The organism is Pseudodesulfovibrio halophilus DSM 5663 (assembly GCF_059568665.1).
The window spans coordinates 18,215-35,159 of the sequence record NZ_JCANTV010000001.1; the positions used below are offsets into that span (position 1 = coordinate 18,215).

Annotated in this window: 17 protein-coding genes; 8 read left to right on the forward strand and 9 right to left on the reverse strand. The window is 60.2% G+C overall.

The window, feature by feature from the left end:
• Positions 1-2 precede the first annotated feature (2 nt).
• The 7 genes from lnt to dapA all read left to right on the forward strand — a co-directional run bounded on the left by lnt (position 3) and on the right by dapA (position 6,473).
• Entirely contained in the window at positions 3-1,532 is a 1,530-nt protein-coding gene (gene lnt / locus BR24_RS00090) for an apolipoprotein N-acyltransferase (protein ID WP_496539478.1), read from the forward strand.
• Between the two features lie 15 nt (positions 1,533-1,547).
• A protein-coding gene (gene prfB / locus BR24_RS00095; RefSeq protein WP_496539479.1) for a peptide chain release factor 2 occupies positions 1,548-2,658 on the forward strand; the annotation gives its coding sequence in 2 pieces (ribosomal slippage) (positions 1,548-1,622 and positions 1,624-2,658; 1,110 coding nt in all).
• Positions 2,645-3,496 carry a GGDEF domain-containing protein gene (locus BR24_RS00100; RefSeq protein WP_496539480.1) on the forward strand — a complete coding sequence of 284 codons (852 nt, stop codon included), beginning with the start codon at positions 2,645-2,647 and terminating at the stop codon, positions 3,494-3,496. The genes prfB and BR24_RS00100 overlap by 14 nt, the downstream gene beginning before the upstream one ends.
• Before the next feature lie 12 nt (positions 3,497-3,508).
• Positions 3,509-4,318 (forward strand): MinD/ParA family protein, encoded by an 810-nt coding sequence (locus tag BR24_RS00105; RefSeq protein WP_496539481.1) that lies wholly within the window; start codon positions 3,509-3,511, stop codon positions 4,316-4,318.
• Between the two features lie 123 nt (positions 4,319-4,441).
• The gene (locus BR24_RS00110) at positions 4,442-4,717 is read left to right on the forward strand and encodes an HU family DNA-binding protein (RefSeq protein ID WP_496539482.1); all 276 of its coding nucleotides are present in this window, start codon (positions 4,442-4,444) and stop codon (positions 4,715-4,717) included.
• Between the two features lie 141 nt (positions 4,718-4,858).
• Positions 4,859-5,575 carry a UshA-like (seleno)protein family 2 gene (locus tag BR24_RS00115; protein WP_496539483.1) on the forward strand — a complete coding sequence of 239 codons (717 nt, stop codon included), beginning with the start codon at positions 4,859-4,861 and terminating at the stop codon, positions 5,573-5,575.
• A gap of 16 nt (positions 5,576-5,591) precedes the next feature.
• The gene (gene dapA, locus BR24_RS00120; RefSeq protein WP_496539484.1) at positions 5,592-6,473 is read left to right on the forward strand and encodes a 4-hydroxy-tetrahydrodipicolinate synthase; all 882 of its coding nucleotides are present in this window, start codon (positions 5,592-5,594) and stop codon (positions 6,471-6,473) included.
• Between the two features lie 86 nt (positions 6,474-6,559).
• On the opposite strand, the gene BR24_RS00125 is transcribed toward dapA, so the two are convergent.
• The 9 genes from BR24_RS00125 to BR24_RS00165 form a co-directional block, all read right to left on the reverse strand.
• Positions 6,560-7,927: a sensor domain-containing diguanylate cyclase gene (locus BR24_RS00125; RefSeq protein WP_496539485.1), complete on the reverse strand. Its 1,368-nt coding sequence runs from the start codon at positions 7,925-7,927 to the stop codon at positions 6,560-6,562.
• Positions 7,928-8,033: 106 nt separating this feature from the next.
• Positions 8,034-8,828: an MBL fold metallo-hydrolase gene (locus BR24_RS00130; RefSeq protein ID WP_496539486.1), complete on the reverse strand. Its 795-nt coding sequence runs from the start codon at positions 8,826-8,828 to the stop codon at positions 8,034-8,036.
• 5 nt (positions 8,829-8,833) lie between these two features.
• A complete protein-coding gene (gene cimA, locus BR24_RS00135) occupies positions 8,834-10,435 on the reverse strand; it encodes a citramalate synthase (protein ID WP_496539487.1) in 1,602 nt (533 codons plus the stop codon).
• The gene (locus BR24_RS00140) at positions 10,423-11,667 is read right to left on the reverse strand and encodes an aspartate kinase (RefSeq protein WP_496539488.1); all 1,245 of its coding nucleotides are present in this window, start codon (positions 11,665-11,667) and stop codon (positions 10,423-10,425) included. Before BR24_RS00140 ends, cimA begins: the two co-directional genes overlap by 13 nt.
• The gene (gene tsaE / locus BR24_RS00145) at positions 11,667-12,170 is read right to left on the reverse strand and encodes a tRNA (adenosine(37)-N6)-threonylcarbamoyltransferase complex ATPase subunit type 1 TsaE (protein ID WP_496539489.1); all 504 of its coding nucleotides are present in this window, start codon (positions 12,168-12,170) and stop codon (positions 11,667-11,669) included. The genes BR24_RS00140 and tsaE overlap by 1 nt, the downstream gene beginning before the upstream one ends.
• A gap of 10 nt (positions 12,171-12,180) precedes the next feature.
• Positions 12,181-12,633, reverse strand: coding sequence for a CBS domain-containing protein (locus BR24_RS00150; protein WP_496539490.1), 453 nt, complete (start codon positions 12,631-12,633; stop codon positions 12,181-12,183).
• A complete protein-coding gene (locus BR24_RS00155) occupies positions 12,627-14,165 on the reverse strand; it encodes an NAD(P)H-hydrate dehydratase (protein WP_496539491.1) in 1,539 nt (512 codons plus the stop codon). Before BR24_RS00155 ends, BR24_RS00150 begins: the two co-directional genes overlap by 7 nt.
• A gap of 8 nt (positions 14,166-14,173) precedes the next feature.
• Positions 14,174-14,545, reverse strand: coding sequence for a holo-[acyl-carrier-protein] synthase (locus BR24_RS00160; RefSeq protein ID WP_496539492.1), 372 nt, complete (start codon positions 14,543-14,545; stop codon positions 14,174-14,176).
• 3 nt (positions 14,546-14,548) lie between these two features.
• On the reverse strand, positions 14,549-15,274 hold the full coding sequence (locus BR24_RS00165) for a pyridoxine 5'-phosphate synthase (RefSeq protein ID WP_496539493.1): 726 nt from the start codon (positions 15,272-15,274) through the stop codon (positions 14,549-14,551).
• A 163-nt stretch (positions 15,275-15,437) separates the two neighbouring features.
• Here BR24_RS00165 and BR24_RS00170 point away from each other — a divergent pair, with 163 nt between their 5' ends.
• Positions 15,438-16,775, forward strand: a complete 1,338-nt coding sequence (locus BR24_RS00170; RefSeq protein ID WP_496539494.1) for a UDP-glucose dehydrogenase family protein — start codon at positions 15,438-15,440, stop codon at positions 16,773-16,775.
• The last annotated feature ends 170 nt before the right edge of the window (positions 16,776-16,945 follow it).

Consider the following 16,945-nt stretch of genomic DNA (forward strand, 5'->3'; position numbering starts at 1 on the left):
TCATGCCCACCCTCGCCTTCATAGCCGTCTTCGGCGCATGGCTGGGGTTCGCCAACCCGGTCTTCCAGTTCCCGGCAGCAGCGCTCGGCTTCCCCCTCGGGCTGGCGTGGATAGGCTTCAGGGCAACCGGATCGCGCAAGGCTTTCCGCTGGGGCTGGCTCACCGGGACCCTCGCCTGCACTGGCCTGCTGTACTGGATGGTCATCCCGGTGGCCATCTACGGCAATCTGCCATGGTACGTGGCGTTGCCCTGCCCCCTGCTTGCGGGGGGCGCCCTCGGACTGCTGTACGGACTTTTCTCCCTGCTTATGCACCACGCGGGACGCGCAAGTGTCTCGCTTTTCGTCGTCCTGACCGCGGGACTCGGCTGGGCATCGCTTGAAACGATCATGTCCTTCATTCTGACCGGTTTTCCGTGGGTCAACCTCGCCTCGGCCTTTGCACCGTGGCCGATCGCCATCCAGTCCGCTTCGGTCGTGGGCGCATTCGCCCTGTCAGGCATTCTCGCGGCGCTGGCGGTCTCCATTCTGCTTTATCGCACCATCCCCGGAGCAGCGGCCGCAGCCGTGACCGTGGTGCTTCTGCTCACGGCCTTCGGCGGCTGGCGCATGTGGACGTTCGACCCTGACGGCGCCCCAGTCAGAGTCGGCCTGATTCAGGGCAACGTAAACCAGAGCTTCAAATGGGACCCCGAATATCAGCGGGCCACGGTTCGAAAATATTTGAACCTGAGCCGCGAAGCACAGGGACAGGGCGCCGAGCTACTCGTCTGGCCGGAGACGGCAATGCCGTTCTACCTTCAGGATCGCACGCCGTATGGTGCGCTGGTCCGCCAGTTCGCCCGCGACAACGAGGCCGAGATCCTCACCGGTGCGCCCGCGTACCGCATCACCAACCCGGACACCCGGCATTACGTCATGCTCAACCGGGCCTTTCTGGTGAAACCCGACGGCTCGGCCGCCACTTGGTACGACAAGGAACACCTCGTACCGTTCGGCGAATACATGCCGTTTCGGGAGTGGATACCGTTTGAAAAACTCGTGCAGGCCGCCGGGACGTTCAAGGAAGGCGACAACACGGCCTCTCTCATCACCGAGGCCGCCCACTCATTCGGCGTCCTCATCTGCTATGAGGCGATTTTTCCGGATCTGGCCCGCAAACAGGTTGCGCTCGGCGCCTCGTTTCTCGTAAATATCAGCAACGACGCATGGTTCGGAAAAACCTCCGCGCCGCGGCAACATCTGGCCCTGACCACCTTGCGAGCCGTGGAGCAGAGCCGATGGCTGGCTCGCGGCACCAACACCGGCATCACGGCCTTCATCGACCCGCTGGGCCGCATAGCATCCCGAACCGAGCAGTTTGAAAAGGCGCAGCTGACCGACACCCTCATGGCCCGATCCGACAAGACGCCTTTCTTTCACGCCCAGCCGTGGCTTGGCGGTGTGATTTTTGCCTGTACGGCCGGGTGCATCCTTTTCATTGCGGTTGCCCTGCGCCGTGGAAAACGGCACAATCGACAGCGAACCATTTAACGACCGATCGAGACTATGCTTGAATATCCAGAAATAAAGTCCCTTTCCACAGAACTGATCGAGAAATTCGACACACTCTGGGGGCGGCTTTGACTATCGTGAATCCTCTGACAGACTCAAGGAAATAGAAGCCGAGCTTTCGCGTCCCGGCGCATGGGACAAACCCGACAGTCTGACTCCGGTACTTCGCGAAAAGAGCCAACTCGAGAGCAGGCTCGCCATGTACGACGAACTCAAAACCGCGCGCGAAGACCTCGATGAATGGCTCCTGCTGGCGCAGGAGGAGACCGACGAGGAGACCGTGCAGGCGCTCAACGAGTCGCTGGAAACCTTTCGCTCCTGCCTCGGCACCACGGAGATGGCGACCCTGTTCACCCACTCCCACGACAAGAACGCGGCCATTCTGGAGATCCATCCGGGGGCGGGCGGCGTGGACTCGCAGGACTGGGCGGAAATGCTCATGCGCATGTATACCCGATGGGCCGAGCGGCGCGGCTTCACGCTGGAACTGCTCGACCTGCAGCCCGGCGACGAGGCGGGCGTGAAAAGCGCCACCCTGCGCATCGAGGGCCTTTACGCCTTCGGGCATCTGCGCGGCGAACGCGGTGTGCACAGGCTGATACGAATTTCACCCTTCGACGCGTCCGGACGGCGCCACACCTCTTTCGCTTCCGTGGACGTGGTCCCGGACATCGAGGAGGATGTGGAGGTAGACGTGCGCGACGAAGACCTGCGTGTGGACGTATTCCGTTCCTCGGGCCCGGGGGGGCAGCACGTCAACAAGACGAACTCCGCCGTGCGCATCACCCACCTGCCCACAAACATCGTGGTGCAGTGTCAGAACGAGAAATCGCAGCTGCGCAACAAGCAGGCGGCCATGAAGGTCCTCAAGGCACGCCTGTACGAAATCGAGATGAAGAAGCGCGAGGAGGAGCAGCAGTCGGACTATGCCGACAAGACCGCCATCGCCTTCGGAAACCAGATTCGCACTTACACGCTCCAGCCTTACAGGCTGGTCAAGGATCACCGTTCCAACTTCGAGGTCAGCAACGTCGATGACGTGCTCGACGGCAACCTGGATGAAATCATCCGAAGCAACCTGATCCACAACCATGCCGAACAATGATCCGCTCAAGCCCAACGAGTCCGCCCTGCTGCGCGAGATGAACGAACTGCAGCAGGAGCTTTGCAATCGGGCCAACGAACACTGCGCGGGCACCGAGGAAGACTCGGCCCTGTGGGTCTGCCGCCTGTTTCCCGGCGTTGATTTCAACGACTGGGAAGAACTCACGGCCAAGAACGCCCTCGAGGAGTGGCTGACGCTGCCCCTTGACGGCTCGGCGGTGCCGAACGTGCGGCTTGTCCAGCGCAACCTGACGAGGCTTTCATACGAGACACGACACGATCCGCTCACGAACCTCGCCAACAGACGCGCCTTCGACCGCATCCTGGATGTGGAAATCGAACGCTCCCGCCGCAACGGCACCCCCTTGAGCCTCGCCCTGCTCGATCTGGATGATTTCAAGCAGGTCAACGACTCCATGGGCCATCCTATTGGAGACCGGGTCCTCACCGAGATCGGGGCAATCCTCAGCAAGGCCGTCCGCCGTTACGATCTGGCGGCCCGTTTCGGCGGCGAAGAATTTGCCCTCGTACTTCCGGGCACCGGGCTGGTCAAAGCCAGACGAGTGCTGGAGAGAATCCTGCTTGCGGTCCGCTCCGCCACCTTCACGGGCGACAAGGGCCAAGAGTTCTCCATGACCATTTCCGCAGGGCTGACCTGTTACAAGGGCACCCGGGACATGTCGGTCAAGAAGATCGTCTCCACGGCTGACGAGGCCCTCTATGCGGCCAAGGACGCCGGCAAGGACAGGGTGGAAGTCGTCAGACTGCCCGAGATGGACGGCGTCCCGCGCGAGTCGCTGGTTCAGGCAAATGAAAAGCAATTTCTCTTCGGAAAATAGAGGATATCGATCATGAACAACGACAACAGCACCCTCAGCCTTTCCATCCTCAGCGGAAAGGGCGGCGTGGGCAAGACCAACATCGTCCTGAACCTCGGCTACGCACTCATCGAGGCCGGATATTCCTCCATGCTCATGGACTGCGACCTCGGTCTCGCCAACCTCGACGTCCTGCTGGGCCTGTCGCCGGAAAGAAACCTTCAGGACCTGCTCCAGTCGGACATGTCCCCTTCCGAGGTGGCGGTCCCCATCGAAGAGGGGCTGGACATCCTGCCCGCCACGAGCGGCGTCCCAGAACTGGTGGAAATGGACGAGGACATGCAGGACATTCTTTTCGGAAAGCTCGTGACGCTCGCGGGTCAGTACGATTTCCTGATGCTGGACCTCGGTGCCGGCATCAACCATACCGCCATGGCCTTTGCCAGCATAACTCAGCTCAGGCTCGTGGTGGTCACGCCCGAACCGACCTCCCTCACCGATGGATACGCCACCATCAAGGTGCTCAATACCCAGCACGGAATCGACGATTTCCTGCTGCTGGTCAACCAGGTGAGTTCGGCCAAGGAAGCCAAGCAGACCCATGAACGACTTGCTGCCGCATGCAAGAACTTCCTCGGCGTGGAGCTGCGCAATCTTGGACATATCCGTCAGGATTCCAACGTTTTGGAATCCGTGCGTCGCCAAACGCCCTTCATGAAGTTCGCCCCCGACTGCAACGCCGCCAAGGACATCCGCAGCATCGCCAGAAAGCTCATCCGCTATCGCAGCGACAACAGCGAGCGCATAGCCGGAAGACACATTCTGAAAGAATTCCCCGTTTAATTGCGAAAGGGGTTGACGAAAAGCCACGGGTTTCGGCATAGTTAGTAAAGTTAAGTCTCTCGAAACACGTTCTCGGACCGATTCCACGCCGAATGTGGAGAACGCAACCCATGGGGGAAAGGAATGAACAAGAGCGAACTGATCAAGGCTCTGGCTGAGGAGAAAAAACTCCACGTTGACGAGTCCACCCAGATCGTGAGCGCCTTCGTCGACTCCATCAAGGAGGCCCTTGTCCGGGGCGACCGCGTCGAAATTCGCGGCTTCGGCAGTTTCAAGATCAAGGAATATGACGGCTACACCGGTCGCAACCCCAAGACGGGCGACGTGGTTCAGGTCAAACCCAAAAAACTGCCCTTTTTCCGTCCCGGCAAAGAGCTCAAGGAATATATCAACGATTAGATGTATCGGATTCTCGCACTTTTTCTGCTTCTGATTCTCGCATTTCCCCACTGGGCTCATGCGGAATCCGTCCTGACGCTTCTTTATACGGGCAACACCCACGGGACCATTGAGCCCTGCCCCACGTGAGGAGGAAAAACGTTGGGCGGGCTGGCCCGGAGGGCCGCCTATCTTCTTGATAAAAACACTGACTCACCGCGCCTCGTCGTCGGTGGGGCTTACGAGTTCACTCACAAGGTCGGAGACGATCCCGGTGCAGCCACTCTGGATGCACTTGCGCAAGCTTACGATTTCATGAATTATGACGTCTCGCTGCTTGCCGATGAGGAACAGCGGATGCTGAAAAATGCCGGGGTACACCCTCCGGCAGCGTGGAAAACTGCCGCAGAGCAGCCCGTCAGCATCATCCGGACTTCCGGCGGCACGGTCGGATTCCTGCGCTTTCCGCCTCTGCCCGAGGACACCGACATCCCGGGCGCGATGCTGGTGGAGCAGGTAACCCGTCTCGTCGCCAAGACCCGGCCCGAAGTCGATCTGCTGGTCGGCCTGAGCTCATGGGGAGCTTATGGCGAAAAGGCCTATCTGGATCAGGGGCCGGACGAGGTTCCGGACATTCTTCTCGGCGGCGGCCGCGGCATGAGCTTCGTCAAGCGTTTTGCTTCAGGGGATCGGGTTCTCTGGTCAAGACCCTATCCTCGCGGGAAAACGGTCACCCGCGTCTCCATCGGGCAGATGCCTGAAGGAGATGACTTCGAATGGAGCAATGACATCATTTCGGTAGGCTCGATCCTGCTTGACGACTCGATCTACGAGCATCCCGACGTCCGCGGGATATTCGAAAAAGCGGACACCAAGTAAGGAAGGAGAGTTACTAATGCAATTCACTGGCGCATACACCGCCCTATCCACCCCTTTCGTCAATCACGAAGTCGATGAAGACGCATACCGCAAGTTCATCGACTGGCAGATAGAACAGGGCATCGACGGCCTCGTTCCCTGCGGCACCACCGGCGAAGCGGCTACCATGACTCACGAGGAGCAGGGCCGCATCATCCGTATCTGTGTCGAACAGGCCAAAGGCCGCGTTCCGGTCATCGCCGGCGCCGGCTCCAACAGCACGAACGAAGCCGCTGAACTGACCCGGCTCGCCAAGGATGCCGGAGCCGACGGGGCGCTGCTCATCACCCCCTACTACAACAAGCCCACTCCCAACGGACTGGTGCAGCATTTCCGGGCCATCGCAAAAGAAGCGTCCATGCCCATCATCGTTTACAACGTGCCGGGACGCACCGGGTTGAACTGCACGCCTGAAACGCTCAAGCGCATCAAGGACGCGGTCCCCGAGGTTGTGGGCGTAAAGGAAGCCTCCGCCGACCTGAAGCAGTGCGCCGAGGTGATCGAACACTGCGGCAAGGACTTCCAGATGCTTTCCGGCGACGACTTCACCACGCTGTCCTTGTTGGCGGCTGGCGGATGCGGTGCGATCTCCGTGGTTTCCAACATCATGCCCGCTGAAATGGCCGGAATGTGCAAGGCTTTCCGCGAACGCGACATGGAAACAGCGCTGGACCTGAGCCTGAAGCTGGCTCCCGTTTGCCGCGCCATGTTCCTGGAGACCAACCCCATTCCGGTCAAGACCTCGCTTCACAAGATGGGCCTTTTCCCGAACCTCGAATTCAGACTGCCCATGGTGCCGCTCGAGCCCGAGAACGACCCCAAGCTGGAGGACATGCTCAAGGAAGCCGGTCTGCTCTAGCACTTGACACATCTACTGATAAAAAGGCCCCGTTTCGCTTGAAACGGGGCCTTTTTCTGTGGATCAGAAAAACAATTCGAGCGCCGTCACGCCTGACTGCAAATATGATCGCCGCCTTCGGACTTGGCTTTGTACATGGCCAGATCAGCCCGGTGGAAAAGGTCATCAAGCGAATCTCCCGGACGGTATTGCGACAGACCGCAGCTTATCGAAATAGGCTCCGGCGCCTCCACCGCCCCAAGCGCGGTCCGAAATCGCTCCACCGCCCGAAGGGCCTGGTCCACATCCCCTTCAAGCAGCACCATGAACTCATCCCCGCCCCATCTGGAGACCGTATCCATTGGACGAACGTCGTTGCTGATGGCTTCGGCCGTGCTCCGAAGGATTCGGTCGCCCTCCAGATGGCCGTGCCTGTCGTTGATGTCCTTGAACCCGTCGAGATCAATGAGCACCATGGTGTAGTCGGTGCCGTTTCGTTCATTACGGTTCACAGCAAGCTCAAAGGCTTCCTCCAAGCCCCTGCGGTTCACTGCTCCGGTCAGCGGATCGGTCTTGATGAGGCTTTCCAGCCGCCCTTGATAGTGGTTGACGAGAGCGACACACAAAAGAATTATCAGCAGCGAGGCGATGCCACCTATGAGCAGGGTACGATAGAGGTTGTCTCTGGCCGCGCGCAGTGCATTTCCCTCGTTCTGCTCGACAAGCAGGTACCACTCGAACTCCGGCACATAGAGCGCGGAAAGCAGTATGTGCTCTCCGTTGCGGTCGAACTCGAAGCTCTCGGGTTTCACTCGGGGTCTGAGCACCTCGTCGGCTATGGCGCCGAGTCCCTGCTCCTTTACAATGGAGTGCGTCTTGATCTTGCCTACGTCAGGGTGAACCTGCACCAATCCGTCGCGATCCACCAGATATACATCCCTGCCGTACTGCTCCCGCGCTTTGGCGAGCAGAGCAGCGGCTTCCGTCATATCCACACCCACCCCGGTGACGCCGAGCAGTTTCCCTTCCGCATCCCGGACCCGGTGGTTGACGAAGATGCTCAAGCGTCCGTTTTCCGCTTCGCTGTGGTCCACGTTGAGCATGTATTCCTTACCGGTTCGCAGAAAGGCATAATACCAGACGTCCAGCGGATCACGGGCGCCGATCTTCTTGAGGACACCCCCATTGTAATAATAGGTGTCACTCAGGTGGGATACGAAAAACGAAAGCAGGAAGTCGTTCTTGTGCCGAAGCTCTTTCAGGTATCTCGTGATGACGCCGATGTTCTTCTCGCCGCCCTTTACCCAGTCCCAGAGAAAGGTGTCGCTGGCCATGGATGAAGCCACAAGAATGGGGCGCATCATGTCGCCATGAATCTCGGAGTAAATGTTCTTGCCCGTCAGCGGCAGGGAAGAATTCATCAGTTCCTCGCGCACCGATTCGCGCGTGACCTGATAATTGATCAGGCTGGTCACGAAAAAAGAGGTCAACAGGATGACCGTCAGAGAGGCAAGAAGTTTGGCCTTTAGGCTTATCCGAATCACAATGCACTCCAGACAAGGAGAACGGGGCGAGATACCCCTAAAAACACAGACGCATGCCGCTGTGCATGGGCCGCACTACGGCATCAAGTCGCTTCATCAATTCAGCTGTGGCTTTTTCGCCGGTGCAGTGCCCCGGAACCACCAGCCCTGCGCCGCACTCGCGCAGCGCCTGTACCGACTGGTCGAGCTTGTCGCGGTCGGCATTGTACAGGTGCAGGCCACCCACAACGGCGTGCACGGATTCAATGCCGTGACGCTCTTTCAGGACGGCAAGGCTGTTGGCAAGCCCGGCATGGCAGCAGCCGAGCAGCACCACCGGGCCGGGGGCGGTTTCCAGCAGCAGGAACGCGTCATCAGGGACGGAGTCCGGGAGTGTACCGGCACGATCCCAGGCAAAGCCGTCCACGGCCTCGAAATGACCCGGAAGTCTGGGTATGTCCGTAACCATGGTGACTCCGGGAATCAGTTCGCTCGAACCGCGAACCGTCTCGAATACGGGCAGCTCGAACGGAATCCCGATCGGCTCGGGTGAACCGCCGGAGACACTGAACCGCTCTTCACGGATAGCACGATGTCCGTAGATGGTCCCTGTGAACCCCGCGTCAAGAAGCGCTTGCAGTCCGCCGGCATGATCATAGTGACCATGGGAGATGGCCAGCGCCCCCAGTTCGGACATTTCCACGCACAGTTCACTCGCATTATCCAGAAAGGCGCCGGTCTGGCCGCAGTCCCAGAGCAGCGCTCCCCCGGCCCCTTCCACAGCGCATGAAAATCCCCACTCCGATGCCAGCCCGTCCCCGGCAACGTTGTCCATGAGTACGCTTATGTGCATTGGCACTATTTCCCGATTTTACGCATATCCTCTCGGAACAGCTTGTAATTGTACGAGTCCACCACGGCCTGCCAGCTGGCCTCGATGATGTTGTGCGACACGCCAACCGTGGTCCAGCGTTCATGAGAGTCACCGGATTCCACGAGAACCCTGACGAACGAAGCGGTACCGCCGGTATCACGAACAGCCCCGGAGAGCACCCGTACCTTGAAGTCGAGCAGGCGAACATCCGCAAGGCAGGGGTAGAACCGTTCCAAGGCCTTGCGCAGCGCCCTGTCGAGCGCATTGACCGGCCCCATGCCCGTGGCTGCGGTGTGCTCCTCCTGATCGCCGACATGGACCATGACCGTGGCCTCGGAGAACGGCTCCGCGTCCTCCTCGCGCTTGGCGTCCACAACGAAGAAGTTACGGAACTTGAAATAGTTGAAATGCGTCCCGGACACGATCTTGTGGAACATGAGTTCGAAAGAGGCCTCGGCGACCGAGTATTCGAACCCTTCGCTCTCGCGCAGCTTGAGCTCCCGGATGAGCTGATCCAGCCTCGGGTCTCCCTTTTCCAGCGGATGCCCGAACTGCTCCGCCTTGTGCAACAGGTTGCTGCGGCCTGCGAGGTCGGAAAGCAACACGCGCTGCATGTTGCCAACATCCGTGGGGATGATGTGCTCGTAGGTGCGGGAGTCCTTGCGGACCGCGCTCACATGCACACCGCCCTTGTGCGCGAAAGCGGAGGCGCCCACGAAGGGCTGGCGCATGAACGGCCGCAGGTTGGCAATCTCGCTGATGTAGTGACTCACTTCCGTGAGCCTGCGCATGTTCTCCGCCCCGATGCTCTCCAGCCCGAGCTTGAGCTCCAGGTTGGGGATTATGGAGCAAAGGTTCGCGTTGCCGCAGCGTTCGCCATAACCGTTCATGGTTCCCTGCACATGTACGGCACCGTGTCGGATGGCTTCGAGTGAGTTCGCCACGGCAAGTTCGCCGTCGTTGTGGGCGTGGATGCCTATCGCTGCGTTCGGTATCCGTGTGCGTACCGCATTGACGCCTTCGGCGATCTGATACGGAAGGGAGCCGCCGTTGGTGTCGCAGAGGACCAGCACATCCGCTCCGGATTCATGGGCCGCCTCAAGGCAGCTGAGGGCAAACTCGGGGTTGGCCCGGAAGCCGTCAAAGAAATGCTCGGCATCGAAAAACACCTCGCGGGCGTGGGGCCGCAAATGCGCCACCGACTGCCGGATGATCTCGATATTGCGCTCGGTATCGATGTTGAGAGCGAGAGTGGCGTGGAGGTCCCAAGTCTTGCCGAAGATGGTGAAGACCTCTGCGCCGCAGCTGAGAAGGGATTGGAATATGGGGTCGGAGTCCGGGTCGGCCTTCGGGTTGAATGTGCTCCCGAAGGCCGCGATGGACGCATTTGTGAAAGTATGTTCGGCGATTTCGTCGAAGAACTGCCGGTCGGTGGGGTTGGAGCCGGGCCAGCCCCCTTCGATGTAATGCACGCCGAGCTCATCGAGCTTTTCGGCTATGCGCACCTTGTCCTTGGTGGTGAGATTGAGTTCCTCGGCCTGGGTGCCGTCCCTCAGCGTCGTGTCGTATATTGCTATCCTGTGCATGATTCCGGTTGTATCCCGCCCTCGTGAAGGGCAAATTCCTTGTGCAGCGTTCGCACTGCGAGTTCCGTGTATTTCTCGTCGATCAGGAACGATACCTTGATCTCCGAGGTGCTGATCATCAGTATGTTGATGTTCTCGTCGGCAAGCGCCCGGAACGCACGGGAGGCGACACCGGAGTGATTGCGCATGCCGACGCCGATAATCGAGACTTTGGACACGTCACTCGATGATAGCAAATCCTCATAGCCGATCTCGTAGCGGAGATCCTCGAGAATCTTGACGGTCTGTTTTATATCCGCCTTGGGAACCGTGAAGGTCATGTCGGTCTTGCTGCCCTTACTCGGGTTCTGGACGATCATGTCCACGAGAATCTTCTTTTCCGCAAGCGGGCTGAAAATTGCCGCGGACACGCCGGGACGGTCCTCCACGTGAACGAGGGTTATCCTGGCTTGATCCTTGTCGTACGCGATACCCGAAACGAGAACTGCTTCCATGTCGTCATCCTCCTGACAGACCAAAGTGCCCTGCTCGTCGGAGAAGGTCGAGCGGACATGCACGGTTACATTGTATTTCTTGGCAAATTCCACGGACCTGATCTGGAGCACCTTCGCTCCCATGCTCGCCATTTCGAGCATCTCGTCGTAAGCAATGCGGTCAATCTTGGTCGCATCGGTGCAGATGTTGGGATCAGTAGTGAATACGCCGGGAACATCAGTATAAATTTCACACACTTCTGCATCCAGAGCGGCAGCCATGGCCACAGCGGAAGTATCGGAGCCGCCACGCCCGAGAGTGGTTATGCGCCTGCCGTCCTCGCAGCCCTGAAATCCGGCCACGACGAGCACGTCATGCTCCTCCAGCATTTCAAACAGCGCAGTGGTGTCGATATCCACGATCCGCGCTTTCCCGAAGCTGCAGTCTGTACGGATCGGTGCCTGAAAGCCCAGGACAGAGCGGGCGCGGATACCCTGATTCTTGAGCAGCATCGAAAAGAGCGCACAGCTCACCTGCTCGCCGGTGGAAACGAGCGAATCCATCTCCGCCGCGTCGGGCGTCGTCACCCACTCGTTCGCAAGCGCCAACAGCCGGTTGGTTTCTCCTGCCATGGCCGAAAGCACGACCACGACCTTGTTGCCCTCCCGGTAAGGGCGCATGACCTTTTTCATGACCTCAAGCTGAGTGCTCAGGCTGGCGACCGATGTGCCGCCGAATTTCTGTACGACGATATTCATTACGATTCCAAGTGTTCTGTATATTCGGCAAGTGCTGGCGCGAGGGCTTCAAGATACTCCCCGGCTCGCCTTCCCATTGCATGCAACCTGAGGACTCGTCCAGTCCTTTCATCTCCCCAGACAAGGTGCAGGGCCTCGTCCGGCCATTCGCCCCCTGGGAGATATTCGATCCACTCCACCAGCGCAACGCTGTGTTCGTCGGCCAGCTGATCGAGCACTTCATCGCCCGGCGGCATTCCCTCCAGACGGTACAGGTCGAAATGGGCCACGGGGGGCGTGGTGGGATACAGGTTGAAAATATTGAAGCTCGGACTCGACACCTCTGCTTCGGCCGCGCCGGGGAGCGACTCGACAAGGCCCCTGACGAGGGTCGTCTTGCCGGAACCGAGTCCGCCCTGAAGCAGGATGGCCGGAGGAGCCGCGGTGTTCGAGAGAAAGCCGGCGAGCGCGCGCCCCAGTTGGAGGGTTTCGCGCTCGTCCCGCAGTCTGATGTCCAGATGCATCGGGCTTCCGCTACTCCTTGGCGATGAGCGTGCCGAGCACGTCTTCCTTGCCCACGACGCCGACGAGCGCGTCACCGTCCACAACGGGCAGGGTGTAGAGCTTCTTGTCGCTCATGATGGCCGCCAGCTCGTCAAGCCCGGTGTCGGGACCGACGGTCACTGCGGGTTTGGTCATGGCGTCATTCACGGTCAGGGCCGTGATCTTCTGCATCTCGCTGTCCAGTTCGTTCAGCGAGGCAAGCGGAAATACACCGTCGAGCAGGGTGAAGAACGAGGGCAGCGACAGTTTTTTCTGCTGCGCCACGAGATCGGTCTGGGTCAGAACGCCCACCACCTTGCCGTCATCCACCACGGGAACGCCGTTGATGCGATTCCCCAGCAGGGTCTTCACTGCGGTGCTGATGTCGGTGTCGGAGGTGAGGGTTATGGGCTCGTTGGTCATGATATCCATTGCTTTCAGCATATTCCGTACTCCTTTGCCGCGCGTGGCAGCATATCGGCTATTTCGCCTGCGAGATTGCCGCGCAGGGGGTGGTCCTCTTCCAGCATCCTCCCGGATACCGCGTGCCAGTAAACACCGAGCGTGGCGGCGTGCATCACGTCCATTCCGGAAGCGGCGAGAGCCGCGATAACACCGGAAAGGACATCGCCGGAACCGCCAACGGAAAGGCAGGGAGCTGAGACGGGGCAGAGCCTCGTCTGCTCCGCATCGACCACAAGGGTCCCGGCTCCTTTGAGAACCAGCGTCGCTCGCGTCTTTTCCACGAATGATTCCGCGGTTTCCAGTCGAGACTGCTGAACCGATGCCGTATCGGTTCCCGCCAGACGGGCCATTTCACCGGGGTGGGGAGTCAGGACGGTTCCGGGCGGGAGCTCACCGGCAAGTTCGGGAGCCTGTGCCAGAGCGTTCAGCCCGTCGGCATCCAGCACGAGCGGCACCGGACACCTTGCAATAAAATGTCGCAGGAAATCAACATTTTTCCCGCCCTGCCCCCAGCCGGGGCCGAGAACAACCGAATCGAAACGAGAGAGTTCCGCAACAACTTTTTCCGCATTTTTTTGGTCCCAATTCTCAAAATCGCGCAACGGAAGCGTCATTATCTCGGGTCGCCCGAACCGGACCTCGGCGCAGGCGTCTCCGGGACAGGCCACAGTGACCAGCCCGGCTCCCGCCCTGAGCGCTCCCAGCGCGGAAAGATGCGGGGCGCCGGTCAGTCCGGGGGAGCCGCCCACAACGAGCACATGGCCCGCCCTGCCCTTGTGGGAATCCGGGACCGGGCGGGGGATGGTCTTCATGACCTCCCGGCCGATCACGAACCGACGCACGGGGCGCGCCTCCCGGACCGCACGGGGGATGCCTATGTCCGTGACGAAAAGTTTACCGGTCCACTGCTCGGCTCCGGGCATGGCCAGCCCGGTCTTGGCCGCCTGAAACGTGACTGTGGCGTCTGCGCGGACGGCTTCCGGAGCCGGGGCGCCGGTATGCCCGTTCAGGCCCGAGGGAACGTCGATGGAATAGACAAAGGAACGCTCGCCCATGCGGTTTATCGCCCGCACCAGCTTCAGTGTGTCGGCGCGCAGGCGACCCTTGAATCCCGTGCCGAGCAGTCCGTCCACGATGATGTCGGGCTGCGGCAGGGAGCCGAGAGTTGCGGTGGCGAGGTGAAAAAGAGGTATGCCGAGCTTTTGGGCCAACACAAGGTTGGCTCGGGTTTCTCCGCGATAATTCTTCTTGGGGCGGGTATGAAAGACCGCCACGGTTCCGGCGCGCTCCACCAGATACCGGGCCATGGCGAAGGCATCGCCACCGTTGTTGCCGGAACCGGCGAAAAGATAGACCGTCTTTCCTTCCAGCGGTCCGGCTTCGGATTCGAGCGTCCGCACGGCCTCTCGGGCCGCGTTTTCCATCAGGACCATGCCGGGAATGCCGAATTCGCCGATGGCTTCGGCATCCCAGGCGGCCATTTCGCCGGGCGTTGGCAGCGGATGAAGCATGGCTCCTCCTAATCTTCTATGATCACCACGGCCGCGGCATTGTCCCGCGAGTGAGTGATCGAAACGTGGGCCCGCCTGCCGCCGAGGGAACGCATGACTTCGCGCCCCTCGTCGCAAAAGGTTATCTCCGGTTTGCCTGAGGAGCCGTGCAGCACCTCTACGCACTGGAAGGTCACGCCCTCGGCAAAGCCTGTTCCCAGGGCCTTCACCCCGGCCTCCTTGGCGGCAAAAAGCGCGGCCAGACGAGAGACCGGATGCTTCGGCAGCTGGGCTATCTCGGCGTCGGTAAGCACTTTCTCGACAAAACGCATCCCGTAACGGCCCCAGGCGCTCTCGATGCGCTCCAGCTCGACAAGGTCGATGCCCATTCCGAGGATCATTCGCTAGTCCTTGAAGGTCCTGATGATTTCGGCCATGTCGCGAACCGCCCGGTCGATGCCCACATAGACGCTGCGAGCGATGATGCTGTGCCCTATGGAGTACTCGCTGATGCCGGGCACGTTCTTGAACGCCATGACGTTGCGATAATTCAGGCCGTGCCCGAGGTTCACCTTGAGTCCCAACGCGCGCGCGTGCCGGATGCCTTCGAGGATCTTTTCCAGCTCCACGTGGCGCTCGCGAATATCCTTGGCGTCGGCATAGTGGCCGGTGTGAATCTCGATAAACTCGGCGCCGCAGGCGTGTGCCGCGTCGATCTGGGCGATGTCCGCGTCAATGAACAGACTGGAGCGGATGCCCTTTTCATGCAATGGTGCCAGAAACTCGGCCAGCTCCTCTTCCCTGTCTATGCAGTTCAGCCCGCCCTCGGTGGTGAGCTCTTCGCGTTTTTCCGGGACGAGGCAGACGGTTTCGGGGTCGGTTTCCAAGGCGATGGACTGCATCTCCCGCGTGGCGGCCATCTCGAAGTGAAGCCGTGTGTTGCAGGTCTTTCGAACCAGCTCGATGTCTCTGTCCTGCACGTGCCTGCGGTCTTCGCGCAGGTGCATGATGATCCCGGCGGCTCCGGCCATTTCGGCCATGTAGGCAGCCGTGACCGGCTCGGGCTCAATCCCCAGCCGGGCCTGACGAAGGGTGGCGACGTGATCGACGTTGACGCAGAGTACAGGCATTATACTATCTCCTTGTGCGGATGATTCATTCGAAGCCACCTGATTACGCCTTCCGGGCGTTGATGGCAACCGCGTGAAGGCGTTTCCCCAGTATTGACAGGAGCGAAGCCACCCGCTACCAACCCACAGAACTGACCAAGACATTACATACGGAGTAATATACATGAAAGTTTGCATCGTCGGAACCGGTTATGTCGGCCTCGTATCCGCTGCCTGCCTCGCTGAAATGGGCAACACCGTCCGTTGCGTGGACGTGAACCCCAAGGTGGTGGAAAAACTCAGGGAAGGACACGTTCACATCTACGAGCCGGGGCTCGAGGAGATGGTCAAGCGCAACCACGCCGAAGGACGTCTTTTCTTCACCACGGACATAGCCGAAGGACTCGAGGGGGCCCGCGTGGCTTTCATCACCGTCGGCACCCCCAGCGGTCAGGACGGCCGCTGCGACCTCTCCTACGTGGACGCGGTCGCCCGCGACATCGGCGCCAACATGCAGGAACCCAAGATCGTGGTGGACAAGTCCACCGTCCCCGTGGGGACGGCGGACCGCGTTCGCGGCATCGTCGCCGGCGAGCTGGAAAAGCGTGGCGCATCCATTGACTTCGACGTGGTCTCCAACCCTGAATTTCTCAAGGAAGGCGACGCGGTCAACGACTTCATGAAGCCCGACCGGGTCATCGTGGGCACCGAGTCCGAAGAGTCCGCCAAGGTTCTGCGCGACCTTTACTCCCCGTTCGCCAGAAGCCGCGAAAAGCTCATCGTCATGGGCACCCGCAGCGCGGAGATGACCAAGTACGCCGCCAACTGCATGCTGGCCACCAAGATTTCCTTCATCAACGAAATCGCCAACATCTGCGAACGCGTCGGCGCCAACGTCACTGAGGTGCGCGCGGGCATCGGGTCCGACTCGCGCATCGGCTACAGCTTCATCTATCCCGGCGTGGGCTACGGCGGCTCCTGCTTCCCCAAGGATGTGAAGGCGCTGATCAACACGGCCCGCGAAGTGGAATACGACGCCAGACTCATTCAGTCCGTGGACACGGTTAACGACGCCCAGAAGCTCGTCATCTCCGACAAGATTCTCGACTACTTCCAGCCGCAGGGCGGCGTCGAAGGCCGCACCCTCGCCCTCTGGGGAATCGCTTTCAAGGCCAATACCGATGACATCCGCGAAGCCCCGGCCCTGTATCTGGTCAAGGCGCTCACCGACGCCGGCATGAAGGTCCGTGCCTTCGACCCCGTGGCATGGGAACGCGGCGCCGAGTACTTTGCCGACAACCCCAACGTTGAGATCGTCCGCGACCAGTACGAAGCCTGTGAAGGCGCAGACTGCCTCGCCGTGGTCACCGACTGGAACCAGTTCCGCGACCCGGACTTCGACGAGGTCAAGGGGCTGCTCAAGACCCCCATCCTCTTCGACGGACGCAACCTCTACAGCCCGCGTCGCATGGGCGACGAAGGTTTCGCCTACTTCAGCATCGGCCGCACGCCGGTCAAGTAGCGCATTCGCCCATACCGCTTTCAACGGCCTGCTCCCATAACCGGGGGCAGGCCGTTTTATTTGGATGCCTCCGCTTGGTCCACCCATCGGCACTGTCCTTGCTTATACCCCGCGGCAGCGTGCCATAAAAAAAGGAACGGCTCCAAACCACTCATGAAAACTCTGTTTGC